At 34.6% G+C, this 23,686-nt stretch carries 19 protein-coding genes; 6 read left to right on the top strand and 13 right to left on the bottom strand.

Annotated elements, in window-relative coordinates:
• The 5 genes from ACE01P_RS05085 to ACE01P_RS05065 form a co-directional block, all read right to left on the bottom strand.
• Window positions 1–1,452, bottom strand: a complete 1,452-nt coding sequence (locus ACE01P_RS05085) for an ABC transporter permease (protein WP_379694963.1) — start codon at window positions 1,450–1,452, stop codon at window positions 1–3.
• 5 nt (window positions 1,453–1,457) lie between these two features.
• The gene (locus ACE01P_RS05080) at window positions 1,458–3,911 is read right to left on the bottom strand and encodes a TonB-dependent siderophore receptor (protein ID WP_379694961.1); all 2,454 of its coding nucleotides are present in this window, start codon (window positions 3,909–3,911) and stop codon (window positions 1,458–1,460) included.
• Between the two features lies 1 nt (window position 3,912).
• On the bottom strand, window positions 3,913–4,608 hold the full coding sequence (locus tag ACE01P_RS05075; protein ID WP_379694959.1) for an ABC transporter ATP-binding protein: 696 nt from the start codon (window positions 4,606–4,608) through the stop codon (window positions 3,913–3,915).
• 230 nt (window positions 4,609–4,838) lie between these two features.
• Complete coding sequence (locus ACE01P_RS05070; RefSeq protein ID WP_379694957.1) at window positions 4,839–5,189, bottom strand: hypothetical protein; 351 nt, start codon at window positions 5,187–5,189, stop codon at window positions 4,839–4,841.
• A gap of 150 nt (window positions 5,190–5,339) precedes the next feature.
• Window positions 5,340–5,771 (bottom strand): DUF1810 domain-containing protein, encoded by a 432-nt coding sequence (locus ACE01P_RS05065; protein WP_379694955.1) that lies wholly within the window; start codon window positions 5,769–5,771, stop codon window positions 5,340–5,342.
• Between the two features lie 362 nt (window positions 5,772–6,133).
• Here ACE01P_RS05065 and ACE01P_RS05060 point away from each other — a divergent pair, with 362 nt between their 5' ends.
• The gene (locus ACE01P_RS05060) at window positions 6,134–6,883 is read left to right on the top strand and encodes a 4-hydroxy-tetrahydrodipicolinate reductase (RefSeq protein ID WP_379694953.1); all 750 of its coding nucleotides are present in this window, start codon (window positions 6,134–6,136) and stop codon (window positions 6,881–6,883) included.
• Between the two features lie 188 nt (window positions 6,884–7,071).
• Here the strand turns inward: ACE01P_RS05060 and ACE01P_RS05055 are convergent, their stop codons facing one another.
• The 3 genes from ACE01P_RS05055 to ACE01P_RS05045 all read right to left on the bottom strand — a co-directional run bounded on the left by ACE01P_RS05055 (window position 7,072) and on the right by ACE01P_RS05045 (window position 10,369).
• The gene (locus ACE01P_RS05055; RefSeq protein WP_379694951.1) at window positions 7,072–7,818 is read right to left on the bottom strand and encodes a succinate dehydrogenase/fumarate reductase iron-sulfur subunit; all 747 of its coding nucleotides are present in this window, start codon (window positions 7,816–7,818) and stop codon (window positions 7,072–7,074) included.
• A gap of 112 nt (window positions 7,819–7,930) precedes the next feature.
• A complete protein-coding gene (locus tag ACE01P_RS05050) occupies window positions 7,931–9,838 on the bottom strand; it encodes a fumarate reductase/succinate dehydrogenase flavoprotein subunit (protein ID WP_379694949.1) in 1,908 nt (635 codons plus the stop codon).
• A 141-nt stretch (window positions 9,839–9,979) separates the two neighbouring features.
• Entirely contained in the window at window positions 9,980–10,369 is a 390-nt protein-coding gene (locus tag ACE01P_RS05045) for a winged helix-turn-helix transcriptional regulator (RefSeq protein ID WP_379694947.1), read from the bottom strand.
• A 108-nt stretch (window positions 10,370–10,477) separates the two neighbouring features.
• Between ACE01P_RS05045 and ACE01P_RS05040 the strand changes: the two genes are divergently transcribed.
• The gene (locus tag ACE01P_RS05040; protein ID WP_379694945.1) at window positions 10,478–11,089 is read left to right on the top strand and encodes an FMN-dependent NADH-azoreductase; all 612 of its coding nucleotides are present in this window, start codon (window positions 10,478–10,480) and stop codon (window positions 11,087–11,089) included.
• A gap of 58 nt (window positions 11,090–11,147) precedes the next feature.
• Here ACE01P_RS05040 and ACE01P_RS05035 read toward each other — a convergent pair whose 3' ends face one another.
• Window positions 11,148–12,425 carry an acetyl-CoA C-acetyltransferase gene (locus ACE01P_RS05035; RefSeq protein WP_379694943.1) on the bottom strand — a complete coding sequence of 426 codons (1,278 nt, stop codon included), beginning with the start codon at window positions 12,423–12,425 and terminating at the stop codon, window positions 11,148–11,150.
• A 236-nt stretch (window positions 12,426–12,661) separates the two neighbouring features.
• On the opposite strand from ACE01P_RS05035, the gene ACE01P_RS05030 reads away from it, so the two are divergent.
• A complete protein-coding gene (locus ACE01P_RS05030) occupies window positions 12,662–15,109 on the top strand; it encodes a TonB-dependent siderophore receptor (RefSeq protein WP_379694941.1) in 2,448 nt (815 codons plus the stop codon).
• A 257-nt stretch (window positions 15,110–15,366) separates the two neighbouring features.
• Here ACE01P_RS05030 and ACE01P_RS05025 read toward each other — a convergent pair whose 3' ends face one another.
• From ACE01P_RS05025 to ACE01P_RS05010, 4 genes are all read right to left on the bottom strand, one after another.
• Window positions 15,367–16,389 (bottom strand): LLM class flavin-dependent oxidoreductase, encoded by a 1,023-nt coding sequence (locus ACE01P_RS05025; protein WP_379694939.1) that lies wholly within the window; start codon window positions 16,387–16,389, stop codon window positions 15,367–15,369.
• A gap of 30 nt (window positions 16,390–16,419) precedes the next feature.
• Window positions 16,420–16,812, bottom strand: coding sequence for a DUF1634 domain-containing protein (locus ACE01P_RS05020; protein ID WP_379694937.1), 393 nt, complete (start codon window positions 16,810–16,812; stop codon window positions 16,420–16,422).
• A 1-nt stretch (window position 16,813) separates the two neighbouring features.
• Window positions 16,814–17,650 carry a sulfite exporter TauE/SafE family protein gene (locus ACE01P_RS05015; RefSeq protein ID WP_306160104.1) on the bottom strand — a complete coding sequence of 279 codons (837 nt, stop codon included), beginning with the start codon at window positions 17,648–17,650 and terminating at the stop codon, window positions 16,814–16,816.
• Between the two features lie 219 nt (window positions 17,651–17,869).
• Window positions 17,870–18,862 carry a helix-turn-helix domain-containing protein gene (locus tag ACE01P_RS05010; RefSeq protein WP_379694935.1) on the bottom strand — a complete coding sequence of 331 codons (993 nt, stop codon included), beginning with the start codon at window positions 18,860–18,862 and terminating at the stop codon, window positions 17,870–17,872.
• 136 nt (window positions 18,863–18,998) lie between these two features.
• Between ACE01P_RS05010 and ACE01P_RS05005 the strand changes: the two genes are divergently transcribed.
• The 3 genes from ACE01P_RS05005 (at window position 18,999) to ACE01P_RS04995 (ending at window position 23,650) form a co-directional block, all read left to right on the top strand.
• Window positions 18,999–21,359 (top strand): TonB-dependent receptor plug domain-containing protein, encoded by a 2,361-nt coding sequence (locus tag ACE01P_RS05005; protein WP_379694933.1) that lies wholly within the window; start codon window positions 18,999–19,001, stop codon window positions 21,357–21,359.
• Between the two features lie 25 nt (window positions 21,360–21,384).
• Window positions 21,385–22,650 (top strand): hypothetical protein, encoded by a 1,266-nt coding sequence (locus tag ACE01P_RS05000; RefSeq protein WP_379694931.1) that lies wholly within the window; start codon window positions 21,385–21,387, stop codon window positions 22,648–22,650.
• Between the two features lie 133 nt (window positions 22,651–22,783).
• Window positions 22,784–23,650, top strand: coding sequence for a helix-turn-helix domain-containing protein (locus ACE01P_RS04995; protein WP_379694929.1), 867 nt, complete (start codon window positions 22,784–22,786; stop codon window positions 23,648–23,650).
• Window positions 23,651–23,686 lie beyond the last annotated feature (36 nt).

Genomic DNA, 23,686 nt, shown 5'->3' with positions numbered 1-23,686 from the left:
TTAGATGGCTTTTAGGTTTTTAGCGGCAATTCTGATCAAAACAAACAACAGAATTACCCATAAAAGAATAGATATAATGGAAATGATTTCAGTTTTTAAAACTTCGCTGATGTTTTTTGGTTCATAATGAAATTCTTCAAGATCTGCCCAATGTTCTTTTCCAATTTTTAAAGGTTTTTCGTTTGGTCCAGGCTTTTTATTACTAATGTATTTGACCTGCAAAGCATTCATTTTCTGCGCCATATCGTAACGGTAAACTTCAGCTTGTTTTTGAAAATCGATGTACGAATCATAATCCGTATTAGATAATCCCATCGATAAGTTTTTCATTGCGATATAAGGATTCAGAAGCGAAACAGCTTTAGAAAAACTATTTTGTTTGGCATAAATTTTCAGCAAATCTTCCAAATGTCTATTATAAATATTCGAGCTAATTCTTTCACCTTCAGTCATAATAAATCCAGAATAATTAAAAGGAAGTTTTTGTACAGAATCGACTTTGTAAACTCTTAATAAAGAGTCTTTTATTGCTTTATAATGTAAGTCATTTGGATTGTGGCTGTCACCTTGCTTTAAAATGTCATTTTCAATATTGCTGGTAAACTGAATTTTAGACGGTGCTTCGTACAAATAAGCTCCAATTGCCTGCGTTGTTCTTGGCAGAATAATTGTCAAAATCAACCAGATTCCAATTAAAGAAACCAAAGCTTTTTTTGAAGTTTTGCTTGACGCCGAAACTAAAACGGAAACCACGCAAAAGAACATTAAATAAACAAAGTGAAATGTTATAAATAAAAGCATTTTGATTATTTCATCTGTCGAAATTGAAAAGTTCTGAAGCGTTAACCAGATTAAAACCAACACAATAATAGTCGGAATAAAAAGAAGCATAACCACGCTAGCAACGCCCAGAATTTTGCCCCATAAAAGCTGTTTCCAATTAATTCCTTGACTTAAAAGAATTTTTAAAGTTCCGTTTTCTCTTTCGTAAGCAACAGAATTAAATCCAACAAAAAAGATTAATAAAGGCAGTAAAATCTGCAAAACCATTGCAATGCTGATTTCTCCAAAACGTAGCATGCTGTTTGAAAAACCAGCTTCAGAAAAATTGGCTGTGTTTTGTTTGTGCGCTTCTAGGAAAATTGCATTTCCAAAAAATGGTTCCATTCCAAATTCAAAAACGCTTAAAGAGGTACTTTTTCTAAAAGCAAAATTGCCGTAATGCGCCATTCTATGCGGATTCTTATCTGGATTTTTCAACCAGTCTTCACGAGATTCATGTTGGTATTTTTCGCTAGTTTCGTTTTGGCTTTTGTAATTGTCCCAGCCCGAAAAAGCAGCAAATAAAAGCAATACGCCAATAAAAAAGGTAATAATATAAAGTGCCGGATTTTTAAAAACAGAGTTTCTAAAATGTTTGGCTATAAGGAGTTCTATATGTAATAATTTCATATAAATTAAAATTTATAAGTTACTGTAAGGTTTGCATTTCTAGGACTTCCAGGAAATAAACGCAGATAATTCTGTGCGCCAAGCCAATAGGTTTTGTTTAATAAATTGCCTGCATTTAGAGCAATTTGCACATTGCTTTTGTTGGGTTTGTAAAACAAAGCCGCATCAAAAATGGTAAAATCAGGTAGTGTAAAATCTCTTGTGAACCAAGGCACTTTACTGCTTTGGTACTGAACTCCAAATCCAATTCCAAGATCTTTTAAAGCAGAATCAGCAGCAAAGTTGTAGCGTGTCCATAAATTGGCGCTATTTTTCGGCGTATTTTGTTTTCTTGCACCAATTAAAGCAGGATTACTGTCTTTTGTAATTTCAGCATCGATATAACTGTATGAAGCGTTAATTTGCCAATCTGGTGTTATATAACCAGCTAAATCGCATTCAAAACCACGGCTTCTTTCAGCACCTCGCGTCACCAATAAATCTGGATTTGCCGGATCATTTGCATTCATCAAAATATTACGCTGATTGATTTCGTAAATGGCAGCATTAAAAGTCATGGTGTTGTTTAAAAAAGTGGTTTTTACCCCGACTTCTTTCAAATCGCTTTCTAAAGGATCAAACAAACTTCCGCCTGGCAAAGAACCCGTTTGAGGCATTAGAGTCACAGTATTAGATTGAGGCTGATAGCCTTCTAGATAAGTTGTATAAACATTTATCGCACTATTTACAGCATAAGTGATCCCGATTCTTGGCAATAAAGCCGATTTTTTAACGGTCAGTTCGTTGCTAGTTTGATAGTTTGTAATGTCCTCAAACCATTCGTTTCGTAAACCCAATAAAAAAGTAAACTTTTCCCATTGAATCTGATCTTGAATGTAAATAGCATTTGTAGTCGTTAATGCTGATGGCAGTGCCGTTCTTACATTCAAAGTATAATCTTCTGGACTTGTAATTTTATAGACAGGATTATTCAAATTAAAATAATCAACATTCGGTTTTGGCAAAACAACGCCATCAATCGTAACTGTTTGATAGTTTGAGGCATTCGCCAAAACAAAAGTGCTGGCAACCGTTCCGTCATTCAATAAATAACCTCTTCCTGCATTTTGTCCGCCGCCTTTATTTTTATTCCAACTGCTTAAATCGTAACCTGTCAATAATTTGTGGTTAAGTTTTCCTGTTTTTAAATCAAAATTCAAATAAGCGCTTAAGTTGTCAATATCCCAATTTTGCTGACGTTGTACAAACTGCATCATGGCAAGACTTGTAACAGGCTGATTGTTCATATCTACCGCAAAACCATTTGTGGTTCTGTGTTCCTGAAGATCTTCTGTCCAAGTTTGCTTCATATACGATGCATTAAAACCAATTTTAGAATTGAATTTATGTGCAAAATTGGTCATCAAAATCATTTCTTTCGACTTGAAAAAATCACCAGGCGCGCCAAGATTTAAACTTATTGGAGTTTTATTCAGACTTGTTTTTCCTGCAACGGCTCCAAAAATAGGCTGTCCGCGATCTAAAACTCCTGTCATGTCGCTTAGAATCAATTCCGTATTGATAGCCGTTTTTTCATTTGGAATATAACTGAAAGAAGGCGAGATCAAAAACGATTTATTATTGACTAAGTCGCGAAATGATTTTGCCTGCTGATACGCACCGTTTACACGATACAAAAGCGTTTTAGATTCATTTAAAGGACCTGTAAAATCAAGAGTTCCGCGCAAAGTACTGAAACTGCCTACACTCATGCTGACTTCCTTTCTGTCAATTGCCAAAGGTTTTTTGGTAACCATATTAATGCTTCCGCCTGGATCAACAGAAGAAAATGTAGCGCTTGACGGACCTTTTATAACTTCAATGCGTTCAATATTACTCGTTAGAGGCTGAAGAAAATAATACTGGCGTGTTCGCATTCCGTTAATAATCTGTCCTTCTTCATTTTGGCTGATACCTCGAATTGTATATTGATTGTAATAACTTGCCGGAATTACACCGCTAGACATTTTAACAGCATCTGCAAGATAAAAAGCGCCTTTGTCTGCAATTAATTCTTTGGTTATCGTTGAAATGGATTGCGGAATATCTTTGTTCAAAGCCGCAGTTTTTGTTGCAGCAAATGAATAATCGCTGTTGTATTTTTTGGTTGAACGTCCCACGATTTCAACAGTTTGCAATTCATTTCGGTCAATTTCAAGCCGAATGGTCATAAAATCAGAACTTGATTTCAACTGCATGGTTTTGTACCCGACAGCCGAAATTTCAATTGTTCCCTGACCTTCAAGATTAAAATTTCCGTTTGTATCTGTACTGGTTTCTTTATCAGAATTTAATAATTGTACAGATGCCCCAATAATAGTTTCTTTTGAATTATTATCGATAACTTTTCCTTTTATTTCCTGTGATTGCACTTGATTGGCTAGTCCGATAAAAAATAGTATTGAAAATATATTTTTCATCTTAAACAGTCTGTAAATACAAATCTTCTAGTTCGTTAGCCGAAATTTTATCAGCTTCGATAACGGTTACTAAATTTCCCTGTTTCATTATCCCAATGTGCGAAGCCACTTCTCTGGCTCTGAAAATATCGTGAGTTGCCATTAAAATTGCAGTTCCGTCTGCAGAAAGCTCTTTTAAAATCTGAGAAAATTCATTAGAAGCTTTTGGATCTAAACCGCTAGTAGGCTCATCCAGAAGAAGCACTTTTGCTTTTTTAGCAATCGCAATCGCAATTCCCACTTTTTGGCGCATTCCTTTAGAATATCCTCCTAAATTTTGATTATGTGCTGCGGCTTGCAATCCCGCTTTGTTTAAGAAATAAGTCAATTCTCCATCAGAATATTTGAATCCTGCTAACGACGAAAAGAATTTAAGATTCTCTAAACCAGTAAGATTTGGGTATAACATTACCGTTTCAGGAATATAGGCAATATGTTTTTTGGTTTCCTGATTGTTTTCGATTACGGAAATATTATTGATTTCTAATTCGCCTGAGGTTGGTTCAATAAAGCCTAAGAAAAGGTTAATTGTTGTAGTTTTTCCGGCGCCATTTTGCCCTAATAGAGCAAAGATTTCGCCTTCTTTTACTGTTAAGTTTAAGCCATTTAGGGCAGTATGATCGCCATATTTTTTAGTAAGATTTGTTGCTGTAAGCATAAAATTATTTGTTGAAAATTTGATTTTTATAAAATAGATATAGAAAATTTCAGGCTTTTAATGAGTTTTAAAAGCTTGATTATTAGTTTTTTGTTGAAATTACTGCAATGAATAAACATGTTTTTGATTTAGAATTTAAGAATCCGAATCAAAAAGCTGTAATGTGAATTTTCTTTTATTCGATTAGAATAAATGAGTAAAGACTTTTAATTTTAAATAAAGTGCAGCAATTAAAAGAATGCAGGAGGTGCGCGCAGTGCAAAAAGACTGCCTTTGAAAAATGTTGAAATTCCCTCAAAATATAAGAATGTATAAGAGGTTTCAGCAATTGTTTGGTAAAATGTAAAAGTTTGGAATGCGTTTGGAATAAACGTACTAAAAGCAAAGTGACAAATATGGCAATTTGCATCGACCGAGTGGCTGTGCGTTATTTCTTTTTGACCAGGAGTATATTTATGTTCGCAGTGTTTTTCTGCTGATTGCTTTAAAATATGCTCATAGGAGTGAACCGTCTGAAACAGCATGGCAAACAATACTGCAAAAGACATCAGGAAATTTACTGCTGTAATCTTCTTTTTCATTCCGTGGTATTTCTGCTGGATATTTAAAGCTTTAATTATCAAATAAATAAACGCAACAGCGTTGCAAATATAAATATCTTATTTAGAAATGCAGTTATATCTCCCTAATTTTTAGAATAAACTGCAAGTTTGCAAAACGATTCTTACCTCTTATAAATTGCTGTACAATAATTGCAACGTATGAAAATCAGAAGAGCCATCAAAATATTTATGAAGAACTTCCTGAAAAACTGGTTCAGAATTTTGAACACTGGCGAACAATGTCATACACGATTGAAGTTTCTCTACGTCAAGACCTTCAAAAATATCAGAAACATTTTCTTCTTTTTTAACTAGTTCCGAAGTTATTTCTAAAAGATGTTTTCCTAAAATGGGATGTTCAAGAAAAGCAATTGCTTCATCGGCATTTTTAATTTCGTAAAATTTGGAATTATCACTAGAACCCATTCCTTTTATTTGAGGAAATATAAACCACATCCAAGGAGATTCTTTTTTGCCATTTTTAATTTCGTCTAGAGCTGTTAAATACAATTTGTTTTGCGCATCTAGAAAACGAAGTAATCCATTGTTATTGTAAGCCATTATTTACGATATTTATTTGGGGGATATCAGGCCATAAAACTAGTCAAAATAAGTTTACTTGTATGTCATCAAATCTTTTTTTTAAAGTCAATTTTTAACATTTAAAATGGAATAATTTAAATAAGCACTTAGTTGTCAAATCGAACCTATAAATTTCATATTAATAGATAAAATCGTACTAATTGACTCTTTTATTGTTATAAAATGAAGTTTTTGTTAGTAATTCTGTTATGATTTTTCTATTTTTATGAAAAGACGGTTTTACGGCAGTCTAAAAAAATAAAATTAGGATTGATATTGAGTACTTTGCAATATCAATATTTTCAACCGGGCACGCTTCGCCCACAAAAAAATAAATGCTTATGAAAATAGGATTAATCGGATTCGGAAAAACTGGAAAATCAGTAGCTTCAATACTATTAGAAAATAAAAAATTCAGCCTTGAATGGGTTTTAAGACAAAGTAATGTTTTGGAACACAGATCAGTTCCTGAGTTTTTTGGAATCCAGTCAGATGAACCCGGCTTAATCTATTCTAGTTCTCATACCTCTGTTGAAGAATTATTAGAAAAACATCCGGTAGATGTCATAATCGATTTTTCTTCAAGTGAAGGAATTTACACGTATGGAGAAACAGCAGCAAAATATAAAGTGAAAATCATTTCAGCAATTTCACATTACAAAGAAAAAGAATTAAAATTACTGAAGAAATTGGCAGATAAAACCACCGTATTTTGGTCGCCAAATATTACATTAGGAGTTAACTATTTATTGTTTGCCGCCAAATTTTTAAAGAAAATCGCTCCTTGGGTTGATATTGAAGTAAACGAAGAACACTTTAAAGCCAAAGAAGGAACATCTGGAACAGCAGTAAAAATTGCCGAAGCGCTAGATGTTGACAAAGAAAATATTAATGTTGTGAGGGCAGGAGGAATCGTTGGAAAACATGAAGTTATTTTTGGTTTTCCTTTTCAAACTGTACGTTTAATACACGAATCTATTTCGAGAGAAGCTTTCGGAAACGGAGTTGTTTTTGTTGCCGAAAATATAAAAGAGAAAGAAAAAGGACTTTATAATTTTGAAGATATACTTACTCCGTATTTTACGGTTTAATTCTAAGGTTCTAGTTCCTTTTCCGCCACGAATTCACGGATTTTTACCAAAAAATTAGTGTAATTCAGCGCACATTATTAAGCACAGATTATAAAAATAATTCGTGAATTCGTGGCGAAAAAAAAGTTTGAAATATTTTCAGAAAATTACAGTATTCAGATTAAATTAAATCTGCGATAAACAAAATTTTATTTTCTAAGCAAAACGGCCTTACTATATTCATAATTCATTTTGGCAATCGAAAGCACAGAAATACCTTGCGGACATTCTATTTCGCATGCACGAGTGTCAGAACAATTTCCAAACCCTTCTTCATCCATTTGTTTTACCATTGAAATGGCGCGTTTAGAAGCTTCCACTTTTCCTTGAGGCAATAAAGCGAGATGCGTTATTTTGGCACCGACAAACAAAGCTGCACTAGCATTTTTACATGAAGCCACACAAGCCCCGCATCCAATGCAAGCTGCGGCATCAAAAGCAGCTTCGGCAGTTTCATACGAAATGGGAATACTATTTGCTTCTGGCGCTTGACCAGTTGAAGCTCCTATAAATCCACCAGATGCGATAATAGAATCAAAAGCTTTACGATCAATTTTTAAATCTCTTAAAACAGGAAAAGCTTTCGCGCGAAAAGGTTCAATATAAATGGTATCTCCATCTTTAAAACTTCTCATATGAAGCTGACAAGTTGTAGTATTTTTGAGAGGACCATGCGCTCGTCCGTTTATCATCACGCCACATTGCCCACAGATTCCCTCACGACAATCATGATCGAACTCAATAACTCTTTCTCCTTGCTGAATAAGCGATTCATTCAAAAGATCCAACATCTCTAGAAACGACATATGCTCTGAAACACCATCAATTTCATAATCTGTCATTTCTCCTTTGGTTGAAGAATTAAATTGCCGCCAAATTTTAAGATAAAGTTTCATGGTTTTATTTTTTTTGGGTTTCAGGTTTCAAGTTCAGATGTTACTTGTCAGGCTGAGCGAAGTCGAAGCCATCTTTTAAAAACTCACAATTCATAACTTATAATTCATAATTCTATTTGTAGCTTCTCACAGCAAGTTCAACCGCATCAAAAGTCAAAGGTTCTTTATGAAGTTCGGGTTCGTTATTTAGACCTTTCCATTCCCAAGCTGAGACATAACAAAACTCTTTGTCATTTCGAACAGCTTCGCCATCAGCAGTTTGATATTCTTCTCTAAAATGAGCACCGCAAGATTCTTCGCGTTGAAGCGCATCATAACACATTAATTCGGCTAATTCGATATAATCGGCAATTCGACCTGCTTTTTCGAGTTCACTGTTTAGAGTATTATCACCAGTAATTCTGAGATCTTTTTCAAAAGAAGCTTTTAGCTCTCGAATTTCGACCAAGGCTTCTTCCAGCTTTTCTTTGCTTCGCGAAAGACCACATTTTTCGTAGAGAAGGCGTCCGATTTTTTTATGGAAATAATCTGCTGAAAGTGTTCCATTAGTATGGAGAAAACGATCCAACTGTCTTCTCACAGTTTTTTCGGCTTCTTCGAAAGCAGGATGTGAAATATCAGGTTTTGGCAAATTTAATTCGCCCGCCAAATAGTTTGGAATAGTATAAGGAGCAATAAAATAGCCATCTACGCAAGCCTGAAGTAGCGAATTTGCTCCGAGTCGGTTTGCGCCATGATCGGCAAAATTAGCTTCGCCTAAAGCAAATAAACCAGGAATCGTAGTCATCAATTCATAATCAACCCAAAGTCCGCCCATAGTGAAATGCGCTGAAGGAGAAATTAACATTGGTTCTTTATATGCATTTATGCCTGTAATCTTTTCATACATCGCAAAAAGATTACTGTATTTGGCTTCGATTTTATCTTTTCCTTGTGCTTTAATAGCATCCGAGAAATCGAGATAAATAGCATTTTTCATTGGTCCAACTCCATGACCAGCGTCAATTCTTTCTTTTGCAGCCCGTGACGAAATATCTCTTGGAGCCAAATTTCCAAAAGATGGATATCGACGTTCTAAATAATAATCACGTTCTTCTTCGGGAATCGCATTTGCATTTCGATCATCTGTCGCTTTTTTAGGAACCCAAATTCGGCCGTCATTTCGCAGCGATTCCGACATTAAAGTAAGTTTCGATTGATTTTCTCCATGTTGCGGAAGAGAAGTCGGGTGAAACTGAATCCAGCTCACGCCAGCCATAAAAGCACCTTTTTTATGCGCGCGCCAAATTGCCGAACTATTGCAACCCATTGCCAAAGTAGACAAATAATATACTTTTCCGTAACCGCCAGAAGCCAAAACAACAGCATCAGCAGCGTGGCGTTCTAAAATTCCTGTTTCAAGATTTCGTGCAATTATTCCTTTGGCTTTGCCATCAATCACGACAAGTTCGAGCATTTCGTGACGCGTATATAAAGCAACTTTTCCTAAAGATGCTTGACGTTCTAAGGCCTGATATGCGCCCAATAAAAGCTGTTGTCCCGTTTGACCTCTAGCATAAAAAGTTCTAGAAACTTGAACGCCACCAAAAGATCTATTGTTTAAATAACCCGCATATTCTCTAGCAAAAGGAACACCTTGTGCCACAGCATGATCGATAAGATGAGCAGAGCATTCAGCTAAACGATAAACATTAGCTTCCCGAGATCTAAAATCACCACCTTTTATGGTGTCATAAAACATTCTGAAAGTGCTGTCGCCATCATTTTTGTAGTTTTTAGCAGCGTTTACTCCGCCTTGAGCGGCAACAGAATGCGCACGTCTTGGAGAATCTTGAAAGCAGAAAGATTTGATATTATAACCTTGTTCAGCAAGAGAAGCCGCACACGAAGCGCCCGCAAGACCTGTTCCGACTACTATAATATTGAGCTTTTTTCGGTTTGCAGGATTGACCAACTTGGCTTTGGACTTGTAAAGACTCCATTTATCGGCGAGAGGACCTTCGGGTATTTTTGACTCCATAATTTTAGTGTTTAAAATAAAGCGTAACAAAATTTTAAAAAGAAACTAAATGGTAAGGAAGCCCTAATTTACTATAAATTATTGATTTACAGTTTTAAAAAGTAAGTATTTTATATTGTTTTTTATGATTTGAAATTTCGATTATTCATTTCGATTTCCAATAATTTCATTTCGATGTAATGTTCCCCAATCTTTCAAGGCTATAATCACATTGGTAAGTGATTTGCTGTGTTCTGTTCTCGAATATTCTACCGTTGGCGGAAAAGTATCGTAAACCGTTCTTGTTACCAATTTATTGATTTCAAGATCTTTCAGTTCTTTAGAAAGCATTTTGTCTGTAATTCCATCAATGATTTTAGAAATTTCTTTGAATCTTTTAGGACTTCCGTCTAATGCAATTAAAATAGGAAGTTTCCATCTGCCGCTTAAGATTTCTAAGGCATCTCTAACAGGCAAAAGCGCTGCCATGCATTCTTGAGGTTTACAATCTTTTTCTGCTATTTCACTTATGATATCTGCTGTTGTTTCCATGTTTTTCTTGTTACTATCTTAGAGGATAGCGCTATCCTCAAGGATAGTACTATAAAAGAGATAGTAAATGTAAATAAGTTTGTATTGTAAAACAAATGATATATAATTATGAGCCAAAAGATTCTACAAATACTAACAAGTACTAATGGAGAAAATTCATTTAGTAACCAATTATCTAATGCTGTTATCGAGAAACTGAAAGCATTAAATCCAAGCAGTACTGTGCAAACTCTTGATCTTTCTAAAACACCTTTGCCATATTTAACGGGTTCACATATTAGTGCCGTTTATGCGCCTGCAGAAACACATTCTGAAGAACAAAAATCAGCGCTTAAATATTCAGATGAAGCGATTCAGAATTTACTAGATTCTGATATTATTGTGATTGGAGTTCCTTTGTACAACTTCGGAATTCCAGCAGTTTTAAAAGGTTGGATCGATCAGATTGCAAGAGCAGGGAAGACTTTCAGTTATGCTGACGGATCGCCAAAAGGACTGGTAAACGATAAAAAAGTATACTTGTCAATTGCTTCGGGTGCAATATTTTCCGAAGGTCCGTATAAAAGCTACGATTTTTCAGAATCGTATTTGCGTACTGTTTTAGGTTTTATGGGAATGACGGATGTAACGACATTTAGAGTAGAAGGAACAGCAATTCCTGATTTTGGTGCAAATGCGTTGCCAAAAGCGTTGTCTTCAGTTGAAGAGTTTGCTTTTTAATTTAAAAAATATCGTTGTCAAAGCTTTAAACTTTGACAACGATATATAAGTTTATTATTTATTTTTCGATTATCATGGTTACACCCTGACCGCCAGCAGCACAAATCGAAATTAATCCTTTTCCAGAACCTTTTTCGTTCAATAATTTAGCCATTACGCCAATAAGTCTTCCGCCAGTTGCCGCAAATGGATGCGCGGCGGCTAAACTGCTTCCTTTTACATTCAGTTTATTTCGATCAATTGCTCCTAGAGGTTTCTTTAAGCCAATTTCTTTACTCAATTCAGGACTTTCCCAGATTTTTAAAGTGGCTAAAGTTTGAGCTGCAAAAGCTTCGTGAATTTCGTAATAATCAAAATCTTGCAGGTTTAATTCTGCTTTTTCCAACATTCTTGAAGCAGCAAATAAAGGAGCCAATAAAAGATTTTGTTGATTTTTAACGTATTCAATCGCAGCAATTTCAGCAAAAGTGATGTAAGCCAAAATAGGAAGCCCTTGCTCTTTTGCCCATTCTTCGCTAGCCAAAAGAACACAAGATGCGCCGTCAGTTAATGGAGTTGAATTTCCTGCCGTTAATGTTCCGTTTACTTTATCGAAAGCTGGTTTTAATTTCGCTAATTTCTCAATTGTACTGTCTCTTCTCAGATTATTGTCTGTTTTTAATCCGTTGAAAGGTGTAATCATATCATCAAAAAAGCCTTCATCATACGCTTTTGCCATATTCAAATGACTTCTTAAAGCAAATTCATCTTGTTCTTCACGACCTATTTTGTAATATTTTGCAGTGATTTCAGTATGTCCGCCCATAGAAAGTCCCGTTTGAGATTCTTCATTTCTAGGAACTAAAGGCGATAAATCTTTCGGACGAAGCTTTAAAAATGTTTTAATTTTTCCGCCTAATGATTTTGCTTGTCTCGCTTCTAAAAGAATTTTTCGAAGTTTTTCGCTAACTGCAATCGGCATATCGCTGATAGAATCTACACCGCCAGCAATTCCAGAATCGATTTGTCCGAGAGCGATTTTATTTGCAATGTAAATAGCGCTTTCAATTCCAGTATCGCAAGCCTGTTGTAAATCGCATGCAGGAGTTGCAGGATCTAGGCTGGTTTGCATGACACATTCGCGAATTAAATTATTGTCGTAAGTGTGTTTAATTACAGCACCTCCAGCAACTTCTCCTAATAATTTTCCTTTCAAATCGTATTTATCAATAAGACCATCAAGTGCTGCGATCATCATTTCTTTGTTTCCCACATTAGAATAGGCCGTATTGGCTCTCGCGAAAGGAATTCTGTTATAGCCTACAATGGCAACTTTTCTTATTGTATTTGATTTCATGTCAGGAAGTTATTTGTTTTTGGTTTTTGAATTTTCGAAGTATAAAGATAGAAATAGATTTCGGTTTCAAACTTAATGCAGATTAATATTATCACGAAATAACTTAGAATAGTGGTTTTGAAATTATTTCTACTGATTGACTATAAATTTGTTGTATTTATTTAGAATGGATAAAAATAATTTGGAAAAGTTGAGATTACCACATACTTTTGTCGCTCAATTTAAAATCAAAACCAATGAAAATAATTATTAATGCCAAAGTTTATTTTTTTGTGCTGTTTTTGAGCTCATTAAATATGATGGCGCAACAGCTTGGAACTGTAAACGGAAAAGTTTCTCTGAGTGGCAATAAACCAGCAGAAAATATTGCTGTAGCTTTAAAAGGAACAAAATATTCAGACATTACAACTGTTTCCGGACATTACGAAATTAAAAATGTAAAACCAGGAACGTATACGATCGTATTAAATGGAGTTGGAATTCAGGCTGTTGAAGATAAAATTGTTGTGAATTCAAAACAAGTAACAACTAAGAATTTTTCTCTTTCTGAAAGTCAGGAAGATCTTGATGAAGTGGTTATTACAAAAAATAAATACAAGCAAGATAAGCCTTCATTATCATTGCGTCTTCAAACTCCTGTTTTAGAAATTCCACAAAACATACAAATCGTAAGCGGACAAACTTTAAAAGATCAGCAAATTACGAGTATGAGCGACGGAGTAATTCGTAACGTGAGTGGGGCTGTTCGTTTAGAGCACTGGGGAGATTTATATACTAATATTACAATGAGAGGTTCTCAAATTCAGGCTTTTAGAAATGGTTTCAACGTTGTTTCTTCTTTCTGGGGACCATTAACAGAAGATATGAGTTTTGTAGATCATATTGAATTTGTAAAAGGACCAGCAGGATTCATGCTTTCAAGCGGAGATCCAAGCGGATTGTACAATGTGGTGACTAAAAAGCCAACTGGAGTTACAAAAGGTGAGGTGAGTGTTCTTGGCGGAAGCTATGATTTTTACAGAGTAAGCGTTGATCTTGACGGAAAATTAGATAAAAAAGGAAAATTACTTTATAGATTTAACGGAGCTGCACAAAACAAAGGATCGCACCGTCCGTTTGAGCACAATAACCGTTATGTAATTGCTCCTGTACTTTCGTATCAAATTGATGATAAAACAAAAATCACGGCTGAATATAATTTCCAATATGCAAATATGACTGAAGTAGGTTCGTACTATGTTTTTGGACCAGCGGCGGGAGGTTACGCAACTTTGCCTGTAGGTTTTACGATGACGCAACCAGGATTGCCTGATACTAATATTCAGGATCATAGCGGATATCTTCAGTTCGAACACAAGTTTGATGAAAACTGGAAACTTACTGCACAGACTTCTTATTTTAAATATATTCAGCAAGGATATAGTTCATGGCCTGGTGTTGTAGGGCCTGGGCCAGCTGATAGAGATTTTGACGGTGTTCCCGAAGGTAATCTTGCTTATGGAGAAATCATCAGAAATGTTGGTATTTGGGATGCTGAAAGCAATATGTATTTAGGACAAGTATTTGTGAACGGAAAATTCAATACAGGAAATGTTTCGCACAAAATATTAGGAGGAGTAGATTTAGGAAGTAAAGATTATATGGCAGATTGGGGACAATCACATGATTTAGATACAGTTGATAATCCGTTTAATGTTTACAATCCAAATTATGGAGCGCCTTCAAATGGTTTCCCGCAATTTGATCACAAAACACCTCTTAGCCAAAGAGCTGCTGCTGCTGGCGGATTGATGAGTTCAGAATATGCTGCCGGTTATGCTCAAGATGAGTTAGGTTTTATGGAAAACAGATTGAGACTTACTCTTGCTGCGAGATATACTTGGATTAGTCAGGCAAGTTGGGGAGGAGATCCAATTTCTGATAGCCATATTACGCCTCGTGCTGGTTTAAGTTATTCTATTACGGATAGTTTTGCAGTTTATGGATTGTACGATCAGGCTTTTACGCCACAATCTGGTATTATTAAAAACGGTGATAAAGTAAAACCGCTTACAGGTAATAATATGGAAATTGGTATTAAAAAAGATTGGTTTGACGGATCTTGGAGTACTACTTTGGCAGCTTATAGCATTTTAAAGAAAAACGAATTGACATCTGATCCTGCGAATACTCCTGGACAGCAGTTTAGTGTAGTTTTAGGAGAAAAAAGAGCGCAAGGTTTTGAATTTGATTTGAGAGGAAAAATCTTTGACGGACTGAACCTGATTGCAAATTATGCTTTCACAGAATCTATTGTAAACAAAGTTGATCCTGCCGTTTCTGCGGCAACAGGAATTAAGGTAGGAGATATTGTTCCAGGTTATGCAAAACACACAGCAAATGCTTGGTTAAATTATACGCTTCAACATGGAAAATTAAAAGGTTTTGGAGCTTCAATCGGTGGAACTTTCCTTGACGGACGCCAAACGGATACTTGGAGTGCTGGTTTAGAAAGATTGCCTTCATACTTTAAATTAGACGGAGGTTTATCTTATGAAACAGGTAAATTTAAAGTTACTGCAAACGTATTCAATATCTTAGATAAATATCTATATAGCGGTTCATACTACAGCTGGTTAAATGCTTACTACTGGCAAACTGAAGCGCCAAGAAACTTTAGAGTTGGTTTTACCTATAAATTCTAAACTGGTTTGTTTTCGTTGAAAAATTGCAAATCAACAAAAGGCATCGTCTATGACGATGCTTTTCTTTTGAGGTTCAAAGGTGTAGAGGTACATAGGTTCAAAGGTTTTATGAATTGTCTTCAGTTTTAAATGGAGGAACTGATTGAGATTAAAAAAGGCTTTAGCCAAACTTTGCGAGTTTGGGCTAAAGCCTTTTTTATTTAGACTATAATCATCCAGCTAAAGCTGGACGCAATTCAATTATTTTAAATTAAAAATTATCCTTTCTTAATCAACGGAATCAGTTTTGTTCCAATTAATTCTATGGCGTTCATTAATTGTTTGTGCGTCAAACCAGCATTATCCATTTGGAAAGTAAATCGGTCAACTCCACCAAGTGCTTCGCTGTGACGAAGGATTTTCTCAGCAGCTCTTTCCGGACTACCCACAATTAAAACGCCTAAATCATCAATTAAACCGTCAAATTTGCCTTTGGTTACAGGAGGCCAACCTCTTTCGTATCCTAATTTGGTCCATAATTCGGCATAACCTGGATAGTAATCTGCAATTGCACTTTCTGTTGTAGTGCCAACATAACCAGGTGAATGCAAACCAACTTTGAGCTCTTCTGGTTTGTAACCCGCTGCTGCTCCAGCTTCACGATATAAATCGACTAAAGGTTTAAAGCGATGCGTTTGTCCGCCAATAACAGCAACCATTAACGGAAGCCCCAATGAACCTGCTCTAATAAAAGATTCAGGTGTTCCGCCAACGCCAAGCCAAATCGGTAGTTTTTCTTGTAAAGCTCTCGGATAAACAGGAAGATTGTTTAGTGCAGGACGAAATTTTCCTTCCCAAGTCACAAATTCGTTGTCACGAATCTGTAAAAGCAAATTTAGTTTTTCGCTGAAAAGCTTATCATAATCATTCAAATTATATCCGAAAAGGGGATAAGCTTCAATAGCAGAACCGCGACCAGCGACGATTTCTGCTCTTCCTTTCGAAATTAAATCTAAAGTCGCAAAACTCTGATACACTCGTACAGGATCAGCCGCACTCAAAACCGAAACGGCACTTGCTAAACGTATATTTTTGGTTCTTGCCGCAGCCGCACTTAAAATAACAGCTGTAGCAGAATCTAAAAATTCTTTTTTATGATGTTCTCCAATTCCGAAAACATCAAGACCAACTTGATCTGCAAATTCAATTCTCTGCAAAAGTTGCTCCATAGCATCAACACTGCTCAAAGTGTTGTTATCGCCATACATTGCCGAAGCAAAACTGTCTATTCCTATTTCCATAAAATTTCAAAATCTAAAATCTACAATTGCCTAGTGTGAAAATCCAAACGAAATACTGATAATGATAATCATTATTACAATTAAAGTAATGCCGACATATAAATAATCTTTCTCTAATAAAAACGAGAATAACGAAAGCAAAACACGCAAAACAGGTGTTAAAAACAGCAGCACAATACCTGTAAAGATTAATGATTCTCCGTTTCCTTGAATTGCTCCGTTGTAGACAGCGGCGATAACTTCAAATATATTTCGGTCGTTTTCTTTAAAAACAGAATAATCTTCGATCTGATTTCCGTTGTGAATTAGATATACGATTCCGCCAATAAAAGCGACTGATAACGAGATCCAAACTCCGTAACGAAGCAAGTTTCCTATAATAGTTTGAAAATCTTTTTCTCCAAATTTTTCTTCTTGTATCATATTAGATTTTTCCATTTAGTCCGTTATAAATCATATTGATTGCCAAAACAAAGATCAAGCAGGCAAAAAATATTCTCAATTTCTTCGGATTTGTTCTTACTAAGATTTTTGCTCCAGCCATTGCTCCAAACAAAACTCCAATTACAACCGGCATACAAATTCCAGGTTCGATATATCCTTTTTGAATATAAATTACAGAACTTGCCATTGCGGTAACTCCCATCATGAAATTACTGGTTGTAGTAGAAACTTTAAACGGAACACGCATAATATTATCCATAGCAATAACTTTAAAAGCACCAGAACCAATTCCGAGAAGACCAGACATCATTCCGGCAACTCCCATCATACTGAAACCGCCAATAACATTTTTGGTTCCGTATTTTACGACTTCGCCATCGTGTGTTGGATAAGTTCCCTCTAATTTTAGTTTTTTAGCCAACGGACTAGATTCTAAAACGATATGTTCTTCTTTCTTTCGAAGCGAATTAATAGCCGAAAAAATCAAAGTTAAACCGAATAAAACCGCAATAAAAGAAGTAGGAGCGATAGTAGAAAGTAAAGCACCACAAACTGCTCCGATAGTGGTAGCAATTTCAAGGAAAATTCCCATTCTCATATTCGTAATTCCTTCTTTTACATAAGCAGCGGCAGAGCCTGAAGAGGTGGCGATCACGGAAACTAAAGCAGCTCCAATAGCATAATGAATATCGACACCGAGAAGAATAGTAAGAAGCGGAATAATAATGATACCGCCTCCTAAGCCTGATAATGAACCAATAAAGCCTGCTAAAAAGGCACCGAGAATCATGATCAGCGTAAAGGTAAGTATTGTCATTTAAGATATGTTTTTGTAATTGCTAATTTACGAATACAAATTTGTTCACGGAAAAATTAGGGGCTTAATAATACCTTAAAAATTTTTTGGAGTTAGTTTTTAGTCGAGGTTTTCAGTCTCAGTCTCAGTCTCAGTTTGCTTTAGAAGTCTAGAAGCTTTGTCAAAGTTTTAAACTTTGACAAAGCTTACTCGCCACAGACTGAATACTGCGACTGAAAACTAAATTTTAACCCTCAGTTTAGTAGGCGGGTAGCCAAATATTCGTTTAAAAGCGATACTGAAATTAGAAACATTTTGATAGCCAGAAAGTAGGCTGATTTCTTGTATAGAAAGGGAAGTGTCGGTTAAATAATGTCTTGCATTGTTCATTCTGATTTCTTGGAGATATCCAAAAACCGTTTCACCAAAAACCGTTTTAAAACCTTCTTTTAACTTGGTTTGATTTACGCCAATTTTACGGGCAAGTTCTACAATAGTATAAGGATTGTCAATGTTTTCACGAATTAATTGTGCTGCAAATTTTATCTTTTCTATATCGCTTCCATTTAAATTTGTAGCTTCTTTTTCCTGATCTAAATCATGATGACTTAAAGCAATAAGCTCATAAATTTTAGATTCCATATAGATTTTTCGAGTAAGACCTTTATAAAAACAGTTTTTAATATCCTGAATTACACCATAAATCTTGGCGCCAATTTTAATCTCATTTTTAGATAGAGCATTACTATTATTTTTTTGGATATTATTTAAAAAGCTATCCATTACCCTAGATTCTCCCTCATATTTACTCAACACATTTACAGGAAGATGAATATCGAAAGTATTGTAAATAATATCTTTTTTGAAATCAATTTTCGCATGATTATCTTCTGCAGAAAGAAAAGTAATATTGCCTGACATTGGAGCAGTAAACTCTTTTACAGAACCTGGATTAATATAACCGATTTTCTGATTTGAAAGATTGAAATGCATTTCTAAAAGAGATGAATCTCCTCTGCCTGACATCGATACATCGTCGTTGAGCTGATAATTTCCTTGAACAATAGATAATTCTTCGGTAATAGAATGTTCATGAAATAAAATATCGCCTTTTGGAGTGATAAACTTGATATCTTTTTCTCCTTCCAATTCTATTTCAGAAAGGCCGGTGTTTGGTTTTGGAACACTTTCCAAAAAATCAACAAAATCATTCGTGTCAATTTTAAATGCCATCTCTTATACTTCTAATTTCATAATTAAAACTTCCACTTTCATAAATGCATCCGTCTGTTATAAAATACTTTTGCACGTGCAAATATAATTTATAATAAGTTTAAATAAAAACAGCTTGATACTCAAATTAAACCTTATGTTTTTATTCCTGATGGGACTTTTCTCTGCAAATGCTTGTCCGGTTTACATTCATATTGAAGATAACCTCGGAAATCCTTTATCCAAAATTACTGTTCTGGTCGATAATAGACCAATGGGAAGCACGAATAACTCTGGTATTTTAGAACTTTCACTTTCTACAGGAACTTACCAGATCGAAGTGGTAAAAAACAACGGATTAAAAGTAAAACAAACTATTTCTGTAAACTGTGAGCAAGATAATCATTTCAAATTTACATTGAATGCTGATGATGCTGATTTGGCAAAGTTAAGTGAAGTTGTAGTACAGAATAAAAGTGTAAAAAAACAGATTGAAGAATCTCCGTTTTCTGTTCAAGTTATCGATTTTAAAAAACAATACGATAAAGCTGGTGATGTGGGCGATTTTTTAAATCGTGCTTCGGGAGTAAAATTAAGAACTAATGGAAATATAGGTTCGCAAGTTCAGATTAATTTGGGCGGACTTCAAGGAAAAGCTGTTCGTATTTTTAAAGATGGAGTTCCAATTGAACTATTCGGTCACGGTTTTAGTTTAGGGACAATTCCTGTAAACATGCTGGACAGAGTTGAAATTTATAAAGGTGTAATGCCTGTTTATTTGGCTTCTGATGCTTTAGGTGGCGGGGTAAATCTTGTAAGTCGAACTTCAAATAAAAATTTTGCTGAAGTGTCTTATGAAGCTGCTTCTTTCAATACGCATAGAGCTACGGCGAATCTTTATCTTCAAAATAAAAACAATTTCTACGGCGGATTTAATGGTTCTTTTAATTATTCTGATAATAATTATAAAGTAAATGTTCCAATTCAAAATGCTACTAACGAGGAATTTAAGAATGTGAAACGTTTTCATGATATGACAAGATCCAACTACGGAGAAGCTTTCGTAGGATTAAAAGAAAAATCTTGGGCAGATGATGTTCGTTTGACTTTAATTTATTCTGATTTCTATAAACAGATTCAGAATGATGCTGGAATGGTTAGTGTTTATGGCCAGGCTTTTTCTAAAGAACAGAATTACACGGGAATGATCAATTATCGTAAAAAGTTTTTTGATGATAAATTGAAAGTGAGTTTCTTGACCAATTATAGCCATTTCAATACCAAATTTATTGATACAGCAACCGTTCGTTACAATTGGAACGGTGAGATTATTGCCGAAAACATGCAGCCTGGTGAAATTAGATCAGGAAACAATCAGCGAATGAAATACAATTTTGTTTCGTCAAGATTAAATATGGAATATCAATTGTCTGATCGTAACTTTTTAGAATTTAGTGAATTGTATTATTCTCAACGAAGAAAAGGAAGCGATCCATTAGGAGCTATTTCGGTAATTGAAGGCGTTGATGTTTTAACAGTTCCAGCAACTTATAGAAAAGACAATATGGCTTTGGCTTGGCGTTCTTTATTTTTTGAAAATAAATTAGAAAGTATTGTTGCGGCAAAATACTATCATTATAATACAGAAGGTTATACGACAGATAATTATGGTTTTGCTTGGAAAGCTTCAAAAGATGACAGTCAATTTGGTTATTTGGGAGGTCTAAAATGGGAAAAAGATAACTATTTAGTCAAAGCTTCTTATGAATATGCAACGCGTCTTCCTGATGAATTTGAGATTTTTGGAGACGCAAGACTTGTAAAAGAAAATCTAGATCTTGATCCAGAAAAAAGCCATAATTTAAACTTAAACGGACAATATACAATTGCTAAAGAAAACAGCAGTTTAACTTTCTCAGCCAATTTATTTTATAGAAAAGTAAAAGATATTATTTTCCTTCAGCTTGATATACCTTTTAATCGTTACATCAATTATGAGAATTCAGAAATAAAAGGTTTTGAATTTGAAACTAATTATTCTCCTTCAAAATGGCTTAATACAGGTTTCAATGTAACGTATCAAGATATTAGGAGAGTTGGCATTAAAGAATCTGCTTTTAAATATTTAAATGATTCGCGAGTGCCAAATATTCCGTTTTTGTTCGGAAACTTTTGGGCAAATACTTTTTTCGGGAATTTATTTGAAAAAGGCGACAGCTTAAATTTCACTTGGAATGCAAATTACACACACCGATTTTTTTTGGTTGACATTCCAAAAAATCAAGAACCACCATTGTTTGGACCGGTAAAAGATTTTCAAACCTCATTAATTATTCCAAGAGACGGTAGATTAGGACAGTTTTCTAATGATGTAGGTGTTTATTATCATTTTTCAGATAAAAAAACAACAGTTTCAGCCGAATGTAGAAATATTGGAGACGTACGCTTGTACGACAATTTTAATGTTCAGCGACCAGGAAGATCTTTCCACCTAAAAGTAGTTTATAATTTTTTTTAAATAAAACCGATAAATCAGATCAACTATGAAAAGAAGCAACTCACTTCGTTCAGTACTGGCAGGAATCGCTGCTTGTATGCTTTTATTTTCTTGCAGCAGCAATGACGATAATTCAACTCCAGACACCGGAAACACAGACGATACTTTACCAAAAAATGAAACTTGGATTATTTATAATGGTGCAGCTAACTGGAGCGGTGGTATTTATGCTCTAAAAGATAATAAATCTAGAGAAATCAATCTTTCAACATTACCATTTCTTCAAGTAACATCTTCTTTAGGAGGAAGTGTATTAGACAAAACACTTTTTAAAGTGAATGATGTTTCAAATGCAAAACAAGGAATCAATAAAATGGGACTTGATGCAACTGGAAAAGTTGTAGATCAAGGATTTTTACCATCTCAATCTAATGCTTACGAAACCAATTATTTAGTAGCAAGCGCAACAGAAGGTTACTACTGGGATAAAGTAAGAGGCGGATTAAAACTTCAAAAATTCAATCCAACTACAATGGAAAGAACAGGAGAAATTGATTTTTCTTCACTTTCAGAAGGACAGCCTTTAGAATCAATCGGACAATTGATTATTGCAAAAAGAGAGAACAAATTATATCTTGACTTATTATTAGGAGACAAAGCAGCAGGAAACTGGCAAGTATCTCCAGTAGTAAAAGAAGTTGCTATTGCAGTTTATGATTTAACTACAAACAAAATCGAAAACGTAACTAAAATGGGTGGTACAACTAATTTAGGTGTATTTATCGATCACGTTTTATGGAGTTTAGATGCAGTAACTGGAGATTTATATTTTGCTTCAGTAGGTGATATGAAAACACAGCCATCTGATTATTCTTCTAAAATTCTTAGAATTAAAAAAGGAGAAGTTAATTTTGATACAACATTCGCATTGGATATGAAATCATACCAATTCCCAGCAGAATTCAACAGACTTTTTGCTCACAACGGAAAAATTTATACTACAATTCCATCAAGAGCGGTTTCTTACTACAATGGAGGTCAGCACGGAGTTAGATACAGAGACGATGTTTGGTATTGGAATGAAATTGACGCAGTTACTAAAAAAGCAACTCGTTTAAACATGCCGCCAGATAACTTCTATACTACACAAAATCCATTTTTCCATAATGGAGAAATCTATTTCTTATCAAACAGTACATCAGATGGTTTCTCTGGAGTTAATCAATACAATCCAGCAACAGGAGTTGTAAAAGAAACTTTCCGTCTAAAAGAAAGCGGTAGAATCCAAGGATTTAATATCATCAAAGACTAATTTTAGTTGGTTTAATATCTTAAAAATGGCGCTTTTTGCGCCATTTTTTATTTACGATATTCAAGAATTTTAAAAATTTGGACTTTTTTTTGACATTTTTTATATTTGAAAGACAATAGTTTATTAAAGAAAAGTGTCGAAAAATAATATACAAACATATTCCTTAACGCATCACAAGAGTTTGTTTTCTCATGCAGATCAGAAAGAGTATTTTTATATTCAGACTAGCGAGCATCCTTATATTAATGAGCCCTATCGTGCAGAAAGTTATGCAATTGAGTTTCTAAGAAAAGGAAGTATCATAATGCATACGGGACTCGAAACAAAAGTAGTTCATGCTCCAGCGATTATTACTTTAGGCCCTTCTGTAATTAGAAGTTTTTCTAAAAATGAAGACGAAATCTTAATCGATATTATATTTTTTAAACCACAGTTTTTCTTAGAAAATCAGGCAAATGTATTTTTCTTAACGCAATATGATTTTTTTGAAAAAAGCGAAAGCAATAATTCTCCGCTCACAAAAACAGATGAAAGTAAGTTTGAGCGTATTTTCAGTTTAATAAAAGAAGTTTCTGAGGATCAATCTAAGTATCAAGCTTCTATTTTGAGAAGTTATCTCTATATTTTAATTTATGAAATTGATGCTCTTCAGAAAGAAAAAATTGTTGCGGAAGTACAAAATCCTTTATTTGAAAAGTTTAAAGAATTGCTTTTTAAAGAATTCTTGAATTTCAGAACTGTACAGCATTATGCGGATGAACTAAATGTAAGCAGAAAATATTTATCTGAAGTCATTAAAAAGAACAGCGGAAAAACGGCAAGCGAATGGATTAACGAAATAATCATTTTGGAAGCTAAAGTCTTATTGCAGAATAAAAAAATGTCAATCAATCAGATAAGCGATTTACTTCATTTTTCTGATCAATCTGTTTTTGGAAGATTTTTTAAAAACTCTGAAGGAATTTCGCCTTTAGAATATCGAAAAAAACAAATCGATTAAAATCATTCCGCCGACTTTTTGCACAAAACAGAAGCC

This window comes from Flavobacterium sp. HJSW_4 (assembly GCF_042436695.1).
Lineage (GTDB): Bacteria > Bacteroidota > Bacteroidia > Flavobacteriales > Flavobacteriaceae > Flavobacterium.
The sequence above is the reverse complement of the archived record's forward strand: the minus strand, read 5'-3'. Positions and strand labels throughout refer to the sequence as shown.